Annotated in this window: 18 protein-coding genes; 12 read left to right on the top strand and 6 right to left on the bottom strand. The window is 68.8% G+C overall.

Annotated elements, in window-relative coordinates; all coding sequences use genetic code 11:
- Positions 1-16 precede the first annotated feature (16 nt).
- The gene (locus tag ABZ412_RS18675) at positions 17-1,426 is read right to left on the bottom strand and encodes a protein kinase (RefSeq protein WP_357282145.1); all 1,410 of its coding nucleotides are present in this window, start codon (positions 1,424-1,426) and stop codon (positions 17-19) included.
- Between the two features lie 59 nt (positions 1,427-1,485).
- On the bottom strand, positions 1,486-2,439 hold the full coding sequence (locus tag ABZ412_RS18670) for an acyl-ACP desaturase (RefSeq protein WP_357282144.1): 954 nt from the start codon (positions 2,437-2,439) through the stop codon (positions 1,486-1,488).
- Positions 2,440-2,590: 151 nt separating this feature from the next.
- Between ABZ412_RS18670 and ABZ412_RS18665 the strand changes: the two genes are divergently transcribed.
- The 6 genes from ABZ412_RS18665 to ABZ412_RS18640 all read left to right on the top strand — a co-directional run bounded on the left by ABZ412_RS18665 (position 2,591) and on the right by ABZ412_RS18640 (position 7,803).
- Positions 2,591-3,112, top strand: coding sequence for a PH domain-containing protein (locus ABZ412_RS18665; RefSeq protein WP_357097655.1), 522 nt, complete (start codon positions 2,591-2,593; stop codon positions 3,110-3,112).
- Positions 3,113-3,145: 33 nt separating this feature from the next.
- The gene (locus tag ABZ412_RS18660) at positions 3,146-3,823 is read left to right on the top strand and encodes a response regulator transcription factor (RefSeq protein ID WP_040805082.1); all 678 of its coding nucleotides are present in this window, start codon (positions 3,146-3,148) and stop codon (positions 3,821-3,823) included.
- A gap of 87 nt (positions 3,824-3,910) precedes the next feature.
- A complete protein-coding gene (locus ABZ412_RS18655) occupies positions 3,911-5,221 on the top strand; it encodes a HAMP domain-containing sensor histidine kinase (RefSeq protein ID WP_357282143.1) in 1,311 nt (436 codons plus the stop codon).
- 113 nt (positions 5,222-5,334) lie between these two features.
- Positions 5,335-5,742 (top strand): hypothetical protein, encoded by a 408-nt coding sequence (locus ABZ412_RS18650; RefSeq protein WP_357282141.1) that lies wholly within the window; start codon positions 5,335-5,337, stop codon positions 5,740-5,742.
- A 37-nt stretch (positions 5,743-5,779) separates the two neighbouring features.
- Positions 5,780-6,472, top strand: coding sequence for a response regulator transcription factor (locus ABZ412_RS18645; RefSeq protein ID WP_357282139.1), 693 nt, complete (start codon positions 5,780-5,782; stop codon positions 6,470-6,472).
- 50 nt (positions 6,473-6,522) lie between these two features.
- On the top strand, positions 6,523-7,803 hold the full coding sequence (locus tag ABZ412_RS18640) for an ATP-binding protein (protein WP_357282137.1): 1,281 nt from the start codon (positions 6,523-6,525) through the stop codon (positions 7,801-7,803).
- Here the strand turns inward: ABZ412_RS18640 and ABZ412_RS18635 are convergent.
- Entirely contained in the window at positions 7,769-8,317 is a 549-nt protein-coding gene (locus ABZ412_RS18635) for a GtrA family protein (protein ID WP_357282135.1), read from the bottom strand. The genes ABZ412_RS18640 and ABZ412_RS18635 overlap by 35 nt on opposite strands.
- Positions 8,318-8,485: 168 nt before the next feature.
- Here ABZ412_RS18635 and ABZ412_RS18630 point away from each other — a divergent pair, with 168 nt between their 5' ends.
- The 4 genes from ABZ412_RS18630 (at position 8,486) to ABZ412_RS18615 (ending at position 12,188) form a co-directional block, all read left to right on the top strand.
- Positions 8,486-9,661 (top strand): 5-(carboxyamino)imidazole ribonucleotide synthase, encoded by a 1,176-nt coding sequence (locus ABZ412_RS18630; RefSeq protein WP_357282380.1) that lies wholly within the window; start codon positions 8,486-8,488, stop codon positions 9,659-9,661.
- Positions 9,654-10,157 (top strand): 5-(carboxyamino)imidazole ribonucleotide mutase, encoded by a 504-nt coding sequence (gene purE / locus ABZ412_RS18625; RefSeq protein WP_357097664.1) that lies wholly within the window; start codon positions 9,654-9,656, stop codon positions 10,155-10,157. Before ABZ412_RS18630 ends, purE begins: the two co-directional genes overlap by 8 nt.
- 35 nt (positions 10,158-10,192) lie before the next feature.
- The gene (locus ABZ412_RS18620) at positions 10,193-10,888 is read left to right on the top strand and encodes a TetR family transcriptional regulator (RefSeq protein WP_357282134.1); all 696 of its coding nucleotides are present in this window, start codon (positions 10,193-10,195) and stop codon (positions 10,886-10,888) included.
- A 142-nt stretch (positions 10,889-11,030) separates the two neighbouring features.
- A complete protein-coding gene (locus ABZ412_RS18615) occupies positions 11,031-12,188 on the top strand; it encodes an acyl-CoA dehydrogenase (protein ID WP_357097668.1) in 1,158 nt (385 codons plus the stop codon).
- 104 nt (positions 12,189-12,292) lie between these two features.
- Here the strand turns inward: ABZ412_RS18615 and ABZ412_RS18610 are convergent, their stop codons facing one another.
- Positions 12,293-12,817, bottom strand: coding sequence for a hypothetical protein (locus ABZ412_RS18610; RefSeq protein ID WP_357282133.1), 525 nt, complete (start codon positions 12,815-12,817; stop codon positions 12,293-12,295).
- Positions 12,818-13,364: 547 nt separating this feature from the next.
- On the opposite strand from ABZ412_RS18610, the gene ABZ412_RS18605 reads away from it, so the two are divergent.
- Positions 13,365-13,685 (top strand): hypothetical protein, encoded by a 321-nt coding sequence (locus ABZ412_RS18605; protein ID WP_357097672.1) that lies wholly within the window; start codon positions 13,365-13,367, stop codon positions 13,683-13,685.
- Between the two features lie 4 nt (positions 13,686-13,689).
- On the opposite strand, the gene ABZ412_RS18600 is transcribed toward ABZ412_RS18605, so the two are convergent.
- On the bottom strand, positions 13,690-13,980 hold the full coding sequence (locus tag ABZ412_RS18600) for a GNAT family N-acetyltransferase (RefSeq protein ID WP_357282132.1): 291 nt from the start codon (positions 13,978-13,980) through the stop codon (positions 13,690-13,692).
- 44 nt (positions 13,981-14,024) lie between these two features.
- Positions 14,025-15,344, bottom strand: coding sequence for an FAD-linked oxidase C-terminal domain-containing protein (locus ABZ412_RS18595; RefSeq protein WP_357282378.1), 1,320 nt, complete (start codon positions 15,342-15,344; stop codon positions 14,025-14,027).
- Positions 15,345-15,468: 124 nt separating this feature from the next.
- Between ABZ412_RS18595 and ABZ412_RS18590 the strand changes: the two genes are divergently transcribed.
- Complete coding sequence (locus ABZ412_RS18590) at positions 15,469-15,789, top strand: co-chaperone GroES (protein WP_033085091.1); 321 nt, start codon at positions 15,469-15,471, stop codon at positions 15,787-15,789.
- Position 15,790 lies beyond the last annotated feature (1 nt).

Genomic DNA, 15,790 nt, shown 5'->3' with positions numbered 1-15,790 from the left:
CCGCACCCGGATCCGGCTACTGCTTGCTTCCGTGCCCGCGGCGATCGCCGCCCGGCTTCCTCGGATTGGTGTCGGGCCACAGGTCGGGAGCCGGGATATTGCGGAGATCGGGGAGATTGGGCAGGTTCCACGGCACGGTCGGCAGCGGAATGACGGGTACGACCGGTGCGGGCTGCTCCGGGACCTCGGGCCCGCTCGACTCCGGCGGCGGGAGCTGCTCCTGCACCGGCTGTTCGGTCGTCGTCGGAACCGATTCCTGGATAGGCGTTTTCGCGACCGTGCCGGGCGCCCGCGTCTGCCGGGGCTCGGGGTCGGCGGAGCTCCCGCCGATCCAGGCCGCCCCCAGGGTCAGCACCAGCGCCGCGACGGCGATACCGGCGGCGGCGACCTTGCGCTGTTTCGTCCACCGGTGGACGGGCGGGGCCTCGGCGGTGAGCGAATCCATCGGCAGCGCGACGGTTCGCGTATCCGGGTCGGGTTCGGGCGAATCGCGCTGTCCGGAGGGGATGTTCGCCGGCGCCGGCGGGCGGGGCATCGGAATGCTCACGGTCGCCCGGTCATCGGGTTCCGGCTCGGTGACCGTCCCCGGCATCGCGGACTCGGTGAGCGCGGCGCGGGCGGCGTCCGCGAATTCGCCTGCGGTGGCGTACCGTTCGGCCGGATTCTTGGCCAGGCCCTGGGCGACGACGCGGTCGAGGGCCGCGGGGACGGCCGGGGAGCGCTTGGATGGCGGTTCCGGCATGCGTTCCAGATGGGCGCGCATCAGCTGGGCGGGGTTCTTGACCCGGAAAGGCCGCTCGCCGGTGAGGCATTCGTAGAGGACGCAGGCCAGCGAGTACACGTCCGAGCGGACCGAGACGGTGCCGTCGAAGCGTTCGGGCGCCATGTAGGCGGGCGTGCCGATCAGCATGCCGGTCTGGGTGATGGCGGTCTGCCCGTCCTGCAGCGCGGTGCCGAAGTCGATCAGGTAGGCGACGTCGTCGGGCGCCACGATGATGTTCTGCGGTTTGACGTCGCGGTGCACCAGCCCGGCGGTGTGGGCTTCGTCGAGGGCGCAGGCGACCTGCGCGATCAGCCCGACGGCCGCGTCCGGGGCCATCGGCCCCTCCCATTCGAGCAGGGCTTCGATATCGAGGCCGTCGACGAACTCGGACTCGATGAACAGTCGCCCCTCGAGCTCGCCGTAGGTGTGCACCGCGACCACGTGGGGTCCGTGCAGCATCGAGGCGGCCCGCGCCTCCCGTTCGAACCGTTCCCGGTATTCGGGGTCGGCGGTCAGCACGGGCGCCAGCAGCTTCAACGCGACGGTGCGATCCGCCGCGGTGTCGTGGGCGCGCCACACTTCCGCCGACCCGCCGCTGCCGAGCAGTTCGTCGAGGCGGTACCGGCCCAGATAGCCATCCCCCAACGGAGTTCCTCTCGTCACACTGGGGGACTACCATAGCGAACCGAATTTGTTTCACCCGCGCCGCACGCGGGTGACGGTCATGCGGTCTGCAACACCCCGCGGGCGGCTTCCCGCGCGAGCAGGCGGTCGCGCTGCTCCTCGAACTTGACCACGTCCTTGCCCAGTTTCTCCATGTACGCGGCGAGGGTCTCACGCGCCTGCTCGCCGGCCGGTCCGAAGTCGTTGCGCTCGAAGACATTCCAATTCTTCAGCACCGGCGCGACCACCTCGTCCATGTGCTGGCGCAGATCGTAGATGCCGTGCTTGGCCATCAGCGCGCCGTTGCGGCGGAAGTTGGGCATGCCCGATCCGGGCATGACGAAACCGGTGAGCACCCGGGTGATGGCGTCGATCGCCTGATCCGGCACCAGATCCAGGCCCGCGCCGCAGAGGGTGCGGTAGAAGATCATGTGCAGGTTCTCGTCGGCGGCGATGCGCTGCAGCATGCGGTCGGCGATGGGGTCGTCGCAGACGCGGCCGGTATTGCGGTGGGAGACGCGGGTGGCCAGCTCCTGGAACGTCACATACGCGACATTGTCGAGGAAGCCGCCCCACTCGTCGGGTGACTGCGCGCCGCCGGTCATGTGGATCATGCGGGCCTGTTCCAGGGCCACCGGATCCACACCGCGGGTCACCACGAGGTAGTCGCGCATGACGATGCCGTGGCGGTTCTCCTCGGCGGTCCAGCGGCCGACCCAGGTGCCCCAGGCGCCGTCCTGGGAGAAGTTCTCGGCGATCTCACGGTGGTAGGAGGGCAGGTTGTCCTCGGTGAGCAGATTGGTGATCATCGAGACCTTGGCGACCTCGGACAGCGTGGACTGCGACGGATCCCAGTCCTCACCACCCATCGAGGCGAAATTGCGGCCCTGGTCCCACGGCACGTAGTCGTGCGGGTGCCAATCCTTGGCCATCGACAGATGCCGGTTCAGGTTCTCTTCGGCAACGGGCTCGAGCTCGCGAAGTATCTGGTATTGCGTCAACTCTCGGGTCACACACGCCTCCTGTGTCTTGCACACCGGGTGGAGCCTGCTGATGACGAACGGCAAACGCGTGCCGACGATGCTACCGGCAACCGCACGATTGTGCCCCGGTCCCCGGGGCCGCGTGCGGTATTCCGGCATCTCGGCGGGATAGGGTTTCGGCATGGGTTATCCGGAGGAGGCACTGGCCCCCGAAGAGGTGCTGCTCCTACATCGCCATCCGCATTGGAAGATGTTGTTCTGGCCCGCTGTGACTTTCATCCTGATCACGGCATTGGCCGGATTCGGCGCCGGGGTGGCGGCGCGCAATACCGACGACGGTCTCCGAACCGGTCTGCTGCTCGGCATTCTCGCGCTGTGGGCGGGGATCGTGCTGTGGCGCAGCGTCGCTCCGCTCATCCGATGGAAGTCGACGCATTTCATCGTGACCGATCGCCGGGTGCTGATCCGGCAGGGCGTGCTCACTCACACCGGCATCGACATTCCGATGAACCGGATCTCGAATGTGCAGTTCCGCCATGGGTTGTTCGATCGCATGCTGGGCACCGGCACCCTGATCATCGGGTCGGCGTCGGAGGATCCGCTGGAGTACGACGACATTCCGCACGTGCAGCGGGTGCACAACCTGCTCTACCACCAGGTCTTCGATGTGGTGCAGAAGAATCCGAACGGCGGCGGCTTCTAGGGTTCCGCCGGTGCGTACCCGTAGGCTGATGCCGTGACCGCAGTACTGCTGGCCGAAGACGACGAGGCCATCGCCGCGCCGCTGTCGCGCGCGCTGGGCCGCGAGGGCTATTCGGTGACCGTGGAGAGCTATGGTCCCGCCGTGCTCGAGCGGGCTCTGGAGGGCGGTCACGACCTGCTCATCCTGGATCTCGGGCTACCCGGCATGGACGGGCTCGAGGTGTGCCGTCAGGTGCGGGCCCGTGGCGCGGAGCTGGCGGTGCTCATGCTGACCGCGCGCACCGACGAGGTGGACTTCGTGGTCGGCCTGGACGCGGGCGCCGACGACTATGTGGGCAAGCCGTTCCGGCTCGCCGAACTGCTGGCCCGGGTGCGGGCGCTGTTGCGCCGCAGCGGAATCGGCGACGAGGCAGTGGAGGTCGGCGGTATCCGGCTGGAGCCGGCGGCGCGCCGGGTGCTGGTGAACGGCATCGAGGTGAACCTCGCCAACAAGGAGTACGAGCTGCTGAAGGTGCTCATCGACCGCGCCGGGCAGGTGGTCTCGCGCGAGACCATCCTGCGCGAGGTGTGGGGGGATGCGGATCTGCGCGGCTCCAAGACCCTGGACATGCACATGTCGTGGCTGCGCCGCAAGATCGGTGACGAGGGTCCGGTGGCCGAGCGGCGTATCGTGACCGTGCGCGGCGTAGGCTTCCGGTTCAATACCGATTAGCCGTTCGAAATCTCTGCCGATCGATCTGTTGTGCTGTTCCGTGCGCGTGCGAACCCCGAAGCCCCGGCGAAGCGAGGCATCTCGACGATGAGACGCAGGATCCTGCTGTCCATGGTGGCCGCGCTGACCCTCACCACCCTGGTTCTCGGTGTGCCGCTGGCGTTCACGGCCTGGAAGTGGGTCGAGGACATCAGCCGCAACGAACTGCGCAACCGGCTCAACAGCATCTCCGAAGAGGTGATGCGGCAGGAGCACGACGGCATGGTGTACGGCGAGCTGGACACCAAGGCGGTGCGGCTGCTGATCCCGGCCAACGGCAAGCTGACCATCATCTATCCGACCCAGTCGGAGAACAACAAGAAGATCGACATCGGCGCGGAGACGGTGGTCGACCCGCTGGCCGAGTCCTGGTCGATGGGCATCAACGGCTCGCTCCGCCTCGAGATCCCCTCCGCCCCCATGCATTCCATGCAGCGGCAGGCGCTCGGCGCGGTGCTGGGCCTGGTGCTCATCTCGCTGGGCGCGGGCATCGCGGTGGCGGTGGTGACCGCGCGCCGGGTGGCCGACCCGCTGCGGGACGTGGCGGCCCGCGCGGCCCGGCTGGCCATGGGCGACTTCCGCGCCGACCCGCGCAGGCACGGCATCACCGAACTGGATCGCGTCTCCGACGTGCTGGATTCGGCCACCGTGGAGATCGCGGGCCGGCTGCAACGCGAGCACGCGCTGGTCGCCGACGTCTCGCATCAGCTGCGCAGCCGGCTCACCGCGGTGCGGCTGCGCCTGGACGAACTGTCCGCGCACGCCGATCCGGCCGTGGTGCACGAGGCGGAAGAGGCCATGGCGCAGGTGGATCGGCTCACCGACGCCATCGACGAGCTGGTGCGCGCCTCCCGCGACGAGGGCGCGGCCGAACGTGATCCGCTGCCCGTGGTGGCCGAATTGCGCAGTGTCGTAGCGGAATGGCGGCATCCCTTCGCCGAGGCCGGGCGCAAACTGGTGCTGCTCGGCGACCCGACCCTGAAAGCGCCGGTGACCGGTTCGCGCCTGCGGGAGGCGCTGGCCGTGCTGGTCGACAACGCGCTCATGCACGGCGGCGGCACCTGCACGGTGTCGGTGCGCACGGTGGCGGGCCGCCTGGACGACCGCGAACCGCTGGTGGTGGTGGAGGTCGCCGACGAGGGCGACGGGGTGCGAGACGAGCTGGCGCCACACATCTTCGACCGCGGCTTCTCGGCGGCGGGGTCCACCGGTGTGGGGCTGGCCCTGGCCCGCGCGCTCATCGAGGCCGACGGCGGCCGGCTGGAACTGCAGCGCCGCCGCCCCGCCCTGTTCGCGGTGTTCCTCGGCTCGTCGGGGGTGGCGTCGCGGCCGATCTCGGTGGGCGCCGAGCCGCGCTGATTCTTCTATCGGTTCTCTAACTCTTCGTTATCCGGCCCTGAGAACTCGGTTCCTACGGTGGGTCCGGTCATCAGGAACCGACGAGCGATCGTCGACGAAGAACAGGAGATCCCATGCCCACGTTCACCGTTCGCCGCACTCTGACCGCCGGTGTCATCGGCGCCGCCGCCCTCACCGTGGCGGCGCTGCCCGCGACCGCATACGCGGACACCCCGGATTCGATTGCCGGACTGGCGGATACGGGTAGCTCCGGACCGGCCCCGGCCACCCAGCCGGCGCTGCCCCTGGAGCCGGCGCTGCCCGCCCTGCCGGGTGAGCCGACCGGTCCGGGCACGGTGGTGATCAAGGACCGCGACGGCAATGTCATCGTGCGGCGGCTCCAGCCCGGCGAGCCGATCGGGCCGGACTCGATTCCGGCTGTCCCGCTGGAGCCGGGCGTCACCCTGCCCGGCGGTCCCGTGGTGGCGGTGCCGGACGGTCACTCGCCATCGCACACCATCGTGTTGAATCCGGCTCGCTGAGAAGTTTTCTCAGTCCGCGCCCGTATCGTCTGATGCCGTGACGGGTCCCCGGATTCTGATTGTGGATGACGATGCCAGGGTGCTGACCTCGGTGGCGCGGGGGCTCCGGATGTCGGGTTTCGAGGTCGAGACCGCGGCGGACGGGGCCGCCGCGCTGCGCCACATCGCCACCGACGCCCCGCAGGCCATGCTGCTGGACCTGAACATGCCGAATCTGGACGGCGTCCAGGTGGTGACGGCGTTGCGCGCGCTCGGCAACGACATCCCGATCTGCGTGCTGAGCGCCCGCGCCGAGGTCACCGATCGCATCGACGCCCTGGAGGCGGGTGCGGACGACTACCTGACCAAGCCCTTCGACCTGGGTGAGCTGGTGGCGCGGCTGCGCGCCATGCTGCGCCGGGCCCCCGCGCCCGCCCACGTCTCCGACGACCGCATCACGGTCGGCCCGCTCACGGTGCTGCCGGGCGCGCGCCGGGCAGCGATCGACGGCGCCCCCCTCGAGCTCACCAAACGCGAATTCGATCTGCTCGCCGCGCTGGCCTCGGCCCCCGGGCATGTCTTCTCCCGGACGCAGCTGCTGGATCGGGTGTGGGGCTACGACTTCGAAACCCAGACCAAGGTGGTCGACGTGTTCGTCTCCTACCTGCGCAGAAAGATCGAGGACACCGGGTGCCCGCGTCTCATCCACACGGTCCGCGGCGTCGGGTTCGTGCTGCGGGCCGAGCCGTGATCCGGACGCCGCGGCCGCGTGGCGGGATGGCCCTGTCCCTGCGTGCCCGAGTGGCACTGGCCAGCGCCGCGACGGCCGCGGTGGTGGTCGCGGTCATGTCGGTGGTGCTGTTCGCGTTCGCGCCCGCGGAGGCGTCGAACCAGGTGGGCCGGATCGTGAGCGCGATCGCGCTGACCCCCGCCGACACCGTGCACATGCCGGAACCGGGTGTTCCCGCGCAACCGGTTCCCGGCGCTCCGGCGCAACCGCCGACCGCCTTGCCCGCGCTGCCCGCCTCCCCGTCGCCCGGCGTGCTGATCACCCGCATCGATCCGGGCAATCCGGATGCGGAGTTCTCGCGCACCGTCGCTGTGAACGGTGAGCCGGTCGCGCTGACCGTCCCCACCGAGGTCGCCTCGGATTCGGCCACCCGGCAACGGGTCCGGATCGTGCTGATCGGTCTGACCGGGGTGGCGCTGGCCGGCGTGCTCGGCTGGCTGGCGGCGCATCGTGCCGTGGTGCCGTTGCGGCGGCTGACCGCGGCGACGGCCGGGCTGGGGCAGGGGCTCACCCTGGACTCGCCGCGGCATCCGGTGGCCAGTGAGACAACGGAATTGGCGCGAGCCATGAACACCATGCTCGGGCGGATCGCCACCGAGCGCCGCCACACCGACGAGGCGTTGGTCACGGCGCGGGATTTCGCCGCGACCGCCGCGCACGAACTGCGCACCCCGCTGACGGCCATGCGCACCGATCTCCAGGTGCTGCGGTCGATGCCGCTGTCGGAGACCGAACGCGCCGAGATCCTGGATGACGTGCTGAGCGCGCAGAGCTCGGTCGAGGCCACCCTGCACGCCCTGGAGCGGCTCGCGGTCGGTGATCTCACCACCGAATCCGATTGGGCGGATCTGGATCTGGGGGAGGTGGTCGACCAGGTGGTGGACGACGCCCGGCGGCAGTATCCGGGGGTGACGATCAGCACGGACGGGGTCGAGCCGATTCGCCTGCGCGGCTTGGCCGCGGGCCTGCGCTCGGTGGTCGACAACGCCGTCACCAATGCGGTGCGGCACGGCGGCGCGGATCGGATCGAGATCGCGGCGCACCCGGCGGACGGTCACGCGGTGCTGACCATCGACGACAACGGATGCGGCATTCCCGCTGCGGATCGCGAGCGGGTCTTCGAACGGTTCTATCGGGCGAGCCCGACGCAGGGCAGTGGCCTGGGTCTCGCGCTGGTGGTTCAGCAAGCCCGCTTACACGGCGGAACCGCGACAATCGGGGAAAATCCGGCAGGCGGTGTCCGCCTGACCATCACCCTCAGCTGTGACCCAGCTGTTCCTCGTTCTCGTTGACGAGGTCCTCGAATTCGTCCTGGAGTTCCTGCATTTCGTCCGGAAAGACCCACTTCTTCATGGACCAGAATCGGAATGCCATTTGCAGCAGGTTGCCGACGATGAAGGCGCTGAAGAAGTCCGCGATGTTCTCGACGGTGAAACTCACATTGGGCTGGCGGAGGTCGAACACGTAGCTCGACACCCACAGCGGTAGCGCGGCCAGGCCGACGCCGATACCGCTGACCAGGAAGAACAACAGCGCTTCGTGGTGCTTCTCGCGACCACCGCGCTTGTCGAACGTCCATTCCCGGTTGAGGATGTAGGACACGATGACCGCGACGATGCCCGACATGATGCGGGCCACCGTGGGCTTGGTGTCCATGATCGTCCATTTCAGGACGTAGAAGATTCCTAGGTCGATGACGAACGTGGTCGCACCGACAATCGCGAACTTCAGGAGTTCGTAATGGCGGTCCGCGAGGGCCCGCAGCGGCGCGGGCAGGCGATTGACCACTTCATCGACAAATGACACGGGCCGAGTCTACGTCTCTCGGCTGGGCTGTGTCGGGCCGGTACAAATCGGGGCAGCGGCCTTTCGGGAGACTCGCCGATACCTGTCATGCGACCCACGGGCGAGCCGCCGGTGGGTGTCATGACAACATAGTGCAGCGTGAGCGCCCGTTCCTTCGATACCTCCGCGATGCCCACCGTCACCATGATCGGCGGCGGCCAGCTCGCGCGCATGACCCACCAGGCGGCCATCGCGCTGGGCCAGCGGCTGCGCGTGCTCGCCGAACGACCCGACGACCCGGCCGCGCAGGTCACCCCGGACCTGGTGCTCGGCAGCCACCACGATCTGGCCGCGCTGCGCAAGGCCGCGATGGGTTCGCACGCGCTGACCTTCGACCACGAGCACGTGCCCACCGAGCACCTCGAGGCGCTGATCGCCGAGGGCGTCAATGTGCAGCCGCGGCCGCAGGCGCTGATCTTCGCGCAGGACAAGCTGCGCATGCGCCGCAAGCTGGCCGAGCTGGACGTGCCGATCCCGGCCTACACCGAGGTGAACTCGGTCGCCGACGCCGTCGCCTTCGCCGACGAGCACGGCTGGCCCTTCGTGCTGAAGGCGGTGCGCGGCGGCTACGACGGCCGCGGCGTCTGGATGCCCGCCGACGCCGCCGAGGCCGCCCCGATCATCGAGGACCAGCTGGCGCACGGGGTCTCGCTGATGGCCGAGGCCAAGGTGGATCTGAAGCGTGAACTGTCGGCCATGGTGGCGCGGTCCCCGTTCGGCCAGGCCGCGGCCTGGCCGGTCGTCGAGACCGTGCAGCGCAACGGCCAGTGCGCGGTCGTGATCGCGCCCGCCCAGAACCTGTCGTCGGCGAAGGCCACCGAGGCCGAGGCGCTGGCCCTGCGGCTGGCCGCCGAACTGGGCGTCACCGGTGCGATGGCGGTGGAGCTGTTCGAGACCCACGCCGGCGAACTGTTCGTCAACGAGCTGGCCATGCGCCCGCACAACTCCGGCCACTGGGGCATGGACGGCGCCTGCACCGGGCAGTTCGAGCAGCACGTGCGCGCGGTGCTCGACTACCCGCTGGGCAGCACCAAGCCGCTGGCCCCGGTCACCGTGATGGCCAACATCCTGGGCGCGCCCGAAGCCCCCGAGATGTCGATGGACGAACGCCTGCACCATCTTTCGGCCCGTCTCCCCGAGGCCAAGGTGCACCTCTACGGCAAGGGCGAACGCCCCGACCGCAAGATCGGCCACATCAATGTCCTCGGCGACGACGCCGCCGAGACCCGGGAGAAAGCCGAGCGCGCGGCGCACTGGATGTCGCACGCGATCTGGACCGACGGATGGGATCCGCACCATGACTGACACCGCCCAGGTTGGCCTCATCATGGGGTCGGACTCCGACTGGCCCACCATGGAAGCCGCCGCGGAAGCGCTGGCCGAGTTCGGGATCCGCTTCGAGGTGGGCGTGGTCTCCGCGCACCGCACCCCGCAGCGCATGCTCGACTACGCCAAGACCGCCGCGGACCGCGGCATCAAGGTGATCATCGCGGGCGCGGGCGGCGCGGCGCACCTGCCGGGCATGGTCGCCTCGGCCACGCCGCTGCCGGTGATCGGCGTCCCGGTGCCGCTGAAGTACCTCGACGGCATGGACTCGCTGCTGTCGATCGTGCAGATGCCGGCCGGTGTGCCGGTCGCCACCGTCTCCATCGGCGGCGCTCGTAACGCGGGCCTGCTGGCGGCGCGCATCCTGGCCACCGCGAACCCCGAATTGCGTTCGCGCATGGAACGATTCCAGGCCAACCTGGAAACCCTCGTCCTGGAGAAGGACGAGGCGCTGCGGACCAAACTGCTGGGCTGAGCCACCGGGCTCCCGCGCCGGGCTACCGTTGGCGGATGCCCAACGACCAGCCCGCGCGGCCGCGCGCCGACGCGGATTCGACCGAACGCCGATTGACGGTGGTGGACCAGGCGCTGCGGTTGTTCGCCGAGAAGGGTTACGAGGCAACGACGGTCGACGAGATCGCGGAGGCCGCGGGGATCTCGCGGCGCACCTTCTTCCGGCAGTTCCGGTCCAAGGAAGATGTGGTCTTCGCCGATCACGAGTCGCAGCTGACGCAGGCGCGGGCCTTCCTGGAGGCCGCGCGCGGGGATGCCTGGGATGCCGTGTGCGAGGCCGTGGTCGAGGTGTTCGAGCGGTTCACGCAGTGGCGTGACCTCGCGGCCCGCCGCTACGGGGTGGTGCGGCAGGTGCCGACCCTGCGCGAGCGCGAGATCGTGACGGTGTTCCGCTACGAGCGGTTGTTCACCGATTACCTGCGCCGGAAGCTGCCGGGCATTTCGGATCTGGCGCTGGTGCAGTTCACCGCCGCGGTGACGGCGACCCACAACTATCTGCTGCGGCGCATGGTGCGCGGCGAGTCCGCGGCCAGTCCGGAGGATCTGCGGTCGGCGCTGGCGGCGATTCCGCGCGGGGGAGCGGGCCGCGAGGCGGCGGCGGGTTCGGATCAGATGGTGGTGGCGGTGTTCCCCCGTGATCTGGCGCCTCGGCAGGTCGCGGACCTGCTGGCCCGTCGTCTCGATACGCTGTGAAGTGACCGCAGTGCGGGGTTTGACACTGCGTGCCACAACTTTGTGAGGAAGTACCCGCACGTATTCGCGATATCGCGGCGTATAGTTGGCTGCAAATGGCACTGAGTGCCGTATCAGTTGGCGACGACCAGGAGACAACCCCATGGCGGGCAACCCCGATTTCAACCTGTTCCAGCTCGAGGACTTCCACCACGAGCTGCGCGAGGCCATCCGCGGCCTGTGTGAGAAGGAGATCGCCCCCTACGCGAAGGACGTGGACGGCAACGCCCGCTTCCCCGAGGAGGCGCTGACCGCCCTCAACGCCGCCGGCTTCAACGCCGTGCACGTGCCCGAGGCCTACGGCGGCCAGGGCGCCGACTCGGTCGCCACCTGCATCGTGATCGAGGAAGTGGCCCGCGTCTGCGGTTCCTCCTCGCTGATCCCGGCCGTCAACAAGCTCGGCACCATGGGCCTGATCCTGAACGGTTCCGAGGAGCTCAAGACCAAGGTGCTCGCCGACATCGTCGCGGGCAAGATGGCCTCCTACGCGCTGTCCGAGCGTGAGGCCGGCTCCGACGCCGCCTCGATGCGCACCCGTGCCCGTCAGGACGGCGACGGCTGGATCATCAACGGCTCCAAGTGCTGGATCACCAACGGCGGCAAGTCCGACTGGTACACCGTCATGGCCGTGACCGACGCCGACAAGGGCGCCAACGGCATCTCCTCGTTCATGGTCCACAAGGACGACGAGGGCTTCGTGGTCGGCCCGCTGGAGCACAAGCTGGGCATCAAGGGTTCCCCGACCGCCGAGCTGTACTTCGAGAACTGCAAGGTTCCGGGCGACCGCATCGTCGGCGAGCCGGGCACCGGTTTCAAGACCGCGCTGCAGACCCTGGACCACACCCGCCCGACCATCGGCGCGCAGGCCGTCGGTCTGGCGCAGGGCGCGCTGGACGCCGCGATCGCCTACACCAAGGATCGCAAGCAGTTCGGCAAGGCCATCGCCGACTTCCAGAACACCCAGTTCATGCTGGCCGACATGGCCATGAAGGTCGAGGCCGCCCGCCTGATGGTCTACACCTCGGCCGCCCGCGCCGAGCGTGGCGAGAAGAACCTGGGCTTCATCTCCGCGGCAGCCAAGTGCTTCGCCTCGGATGTGGCCATGGAGGTCACCACCAACGCCGTCCAGCTCTTCGGTGGTGCCGGCTACACCACCGACTTCCCGGTGGAGCGCATGATGCGCGACGCCAAGATCACCCAGATCTACGAGGGCACCAACCAGATCCAGCGTCTGGTCATGTCCCGCCAGATCCTGCGCTGATTCCGTTCCGGACGACGTGACGAACACCCGGAGGCGGCACCGACTTTCGTTCGGGCCGCCTCCGGTCGCTTCGGTCCAGGGTTGGGCTGGACCGAAGTTCGCCTCTACTGGGCGGAGAGGCTGCTCAGCAGATTGCTGATGATGCTGCCCAGCGGCGTCAGCGTCGAGCTGCCGGTGCTGGTCTGCGGCAGGCAGGTGGTGCCCTGCGGCGCGGTCTGCACGACGGTGACCGACACCGGCCCGAGCGCGGTGGCCGCGACGTGCGCCTCGGTGATGTAGAGGCTCCAGGTACCGGTGGCGGTCCCCGAGGCCGGGATCGACTGCGACGGCGTCCACTGGAAGGTCAGGTCCTGCCCGGAGACCGAGGCCTGCGCGGCCGACCACCAGGTGACATTGGTGCTGGTGTTGGTGGCCTGCAGCACGAAGTTGTTGTCCCCGTACTGGCTCGCCATGGTGGCGGCGTCGGCCGCGGGCAGCGTGACGGTGTAGGTGGTGTCGGCGCAATAGGCCGTCGAGGTGGTGATGGCGATCTGGGCCGAGGCGGCGGGGGCCATCGCGATGGTGACGGCGGCGACGGCCGCGGCCCCCGCGATTCCGGCGCCCGATCGAGCGAGAACCGACTTCTTCATAAGGACTGTGTCTCCCGAGTTGTCGAAAACCCCTGTGTCGAGGGGGCTTCGGGACACTAGCCCGCCTGGTGAAATGTAAATACTTCACACAGCATGGAATCTGCTGTGAATCGCTGCTCGAAGAGACCGATTCGATGGCCTATTCGCCTGTCGCGGTCGACGCCCGGGTTTGCTGTAGCTTCTGCGTGGTTCGCGATGGCGAACCGAAATTTGCTCGAGCGCAGGAGCGGGCAGCGCCTCCTCGATCCCTGTGATCGGGGGCCTGCTCAGCAGCCTGCTGCATTAGGCAATCCGCCGGGGCGGACCCGAGGTCGACCCGGCCCGCCCCGACGGGTTCGCCGGGCGCGGCGAACCCACCGGTTGCCCGGATGACGCGCGGGTCCGTGGCGCGTCGAAAACTCTTCAGTAGCTGGAGAATTGCTCTGGGAAACGGTTCGCCCTCGATGTGCGGCAGGGGGATTCGCCAGGACTCTTCTTTCCCGCTTCCTCAGGTGAACCACGGGTTCGAGGGCTGTTCGGGCCGGGATGCCGGGGGCACTATGGAGCCATGTCCGGAGTCGAAATCAACGACACCTTCGTGCGGCGGACACTGGCCGACGGGCGGGTGGAAGAGGTCGCGTGGACGGAACTGGCGGAAGTGCGCATCATCACCGCGGCGGACGGGCCGTTCGCCGGGGACGTGTTCTTCGTGCTCATCGGGGCGACCGGTAAGGGGTGCGTGGTGCCCTACTCGGCCGCCGACACCGTGTTCCTGACGAAGTTGCAGTCGTTGCCGGGGTTCGACGACGCGAAGGTGGGGGAGGCGATGGTGGGCAGCGCCGACCGGCATTTCCGGGTCTGGCAGCGCCGGCACCACCGCGCCAACTAGCGAATCAGGCCACCAGGTCGGCGTATTCGGGGTGCTCGCCGATGTACTTCTCCACATACCAGCAGGTGGGGATGATCGAGAAGCCCTCGGTGCGGGCGTCCCGCAACGCGTACTCCACCACCTGCGCGGCCACGCCGCGGCCCCGGAACTCGGGAAAGGTCATGGTGTGCTGGATATCGCGGACCTTGACGTCGCCGTCGACCTGCTCCGCGTAGTCGGCGTAGCCCGCGAGAGTGCCGTCGAGGTAGATCTCGTAGCGGGTCGCGTCGGCATTGTGTTCCAGCTTGGTGCTCATGACCTGTGTGAACTCCTCTGTGATGCCGATTGTTCCTGAGGGGTTCACATCACCGCACCCGGATTGAGTATCCCGTCCGGATCCAGCGCATCCTTGATCCGGCGCGTGAGCCCCATCACTTCGGGGCCGAGCTGGTCGGGCAGCCACGGCTTCTTCAGACGGCCGACACCGTGTTCGCCGGTGATGGTGCCGCCCAGGGCGATGGCCAGCTCCATGATCTCGCCGAATGCCAGATGCGCCCGTTCGGATTCTTCCGGGTCCGCCGGGTCGTGCACGATCAGCGGGTGGGTGTTGCCGTCACCCGCGTGCGCGATGACGGAGATCAAAACCTGGCGGTTAGCCGCGATCTCCGCGATCCCGTTCACCAGGTCTCCCAGCCGGGGCAGCGGCACCCCGACATCCTCGAGCAGCAGCGGCGCCTTGCGCTCCACGGCGGGAATGGCGAATCGCCGTGCCGCGCAGAAGGCTTCGCCCTCCTCCTGATCGTCGGTGCGGAAAGCCTCTGTGGCCCCGGCCTTCTCGCACGCCGCCAGCATGAGGTCGGCCTCGTGCCCGGCGTGCTCGCCCGGGGCGTCGGAGCGCGCCACCAGCAGCCCGGCCGCCTGCCGGTCGAGCCCCATCCGCAGCTCGTCCTCGACGGCGTTGATGGCCACCGAATCCATGAATTCCAGCATGGAGGGCCGCAATTGGCCGGTGATGGCCAGGATGGCGTCGGTGGCGGCGGTGAGCGTCGGGAAGCTCGCCACCACCGTGGACTGCGGCGGTTGCGCGGGCAGCAGCCGCAGGGTCAGTTCGGTGATGATGCCCAGCGTCCCCTCGCTGCCCACGAACAGTTTGGTCAGCGACAGGCCCGCGGAGTCCTTGAGCCGCGGCCCGCCCAGCCGCACCGCGGTCCCGTCGGCCAGCACCACCTCCATGCCGAGCACGTAATCGGTTGTGACCCCGTACTTCACACAGCACAGCCCGCCCGCGTTGGTGGCCGCGTTGCCGCCGATCGAGCAGATCTCGAAGGAGGAGGGATCCGGCGGATACCAGAGCCCTTTCTCGGCGACGGCCCGCTTCACTTCGGCATTGAGCAGCCCCGGCTGCACCACCGCGGTGCGTGTCACGGTGTCGACGCTGATCTCACGCATCTTCTCGGTGCTCAGCAGCAGCGCCCCGTGCTGGGCGGTGGCCCCGCCGGAGAGCCCGGTGCCGGCCCCGCGCGGCACGATCGGCACCCGATGTTCGGCCGCCCACCGCACGGTGACCGCGACCTGCGCCGTGGTGAGCGGCCGCACCAGGGCGAGCGCGGTCCCGGCGTCCGGGTCCAGCGCCCGGTCCTGCCGATAACCGCCCAGCACATCCGGATCGGTCACCACCATGCCCGTGGGCAGGAGAGCCCGGAGACCGTCGATATCGGAGATTTGGCCCGTCACGGTTCCGAACCTACGCGGTCGGGCGGGCACCGGGGCGGAACCGGACAATCCCGCGCAGTACACTGCCGCGGTGTCCGATGCCAAGCTCGAAATCCAAATGCTGCACGACCGCGTCATGGTCAAACTCAGCCCCGAGGCGGGCGAGCGGCGCAGCAGTGGCGGCATCCTCATTCCCGCCACCGCCCAGGTCGCCAAGCGCCTGTCCTGGGGTGAGGTGTGCGGCGTCGGTTCGCACGTGCGCGCGGTGAGCGTGGGCGATCAGGTGCTGTTCAGCGCCGATGACCAGTTCGAGGTGGAGATCCAGGCGCAGGCGTATTACGTACTGCGCGAACGTGATCTGCACGCCGTCGCCAACACCCACCCCGAACACGGCACCGGCCTGTACCTGTAGC

The organism is Nocardia sp. NPDC005746 (genome assembly GCF_040630785.1).
In the GTDB taxonomy this organism is placed as follows: Bacteria; Actinomycetota; Actinomycetes; order Mycobacteriales; family Mycobacteriaceae; genus Nocardia.
The sequence above is the reverse complement of the archived record's forward strand: the minus strand, read 5'-3'. Positions and strand labels throughout refer to the sequence as shown.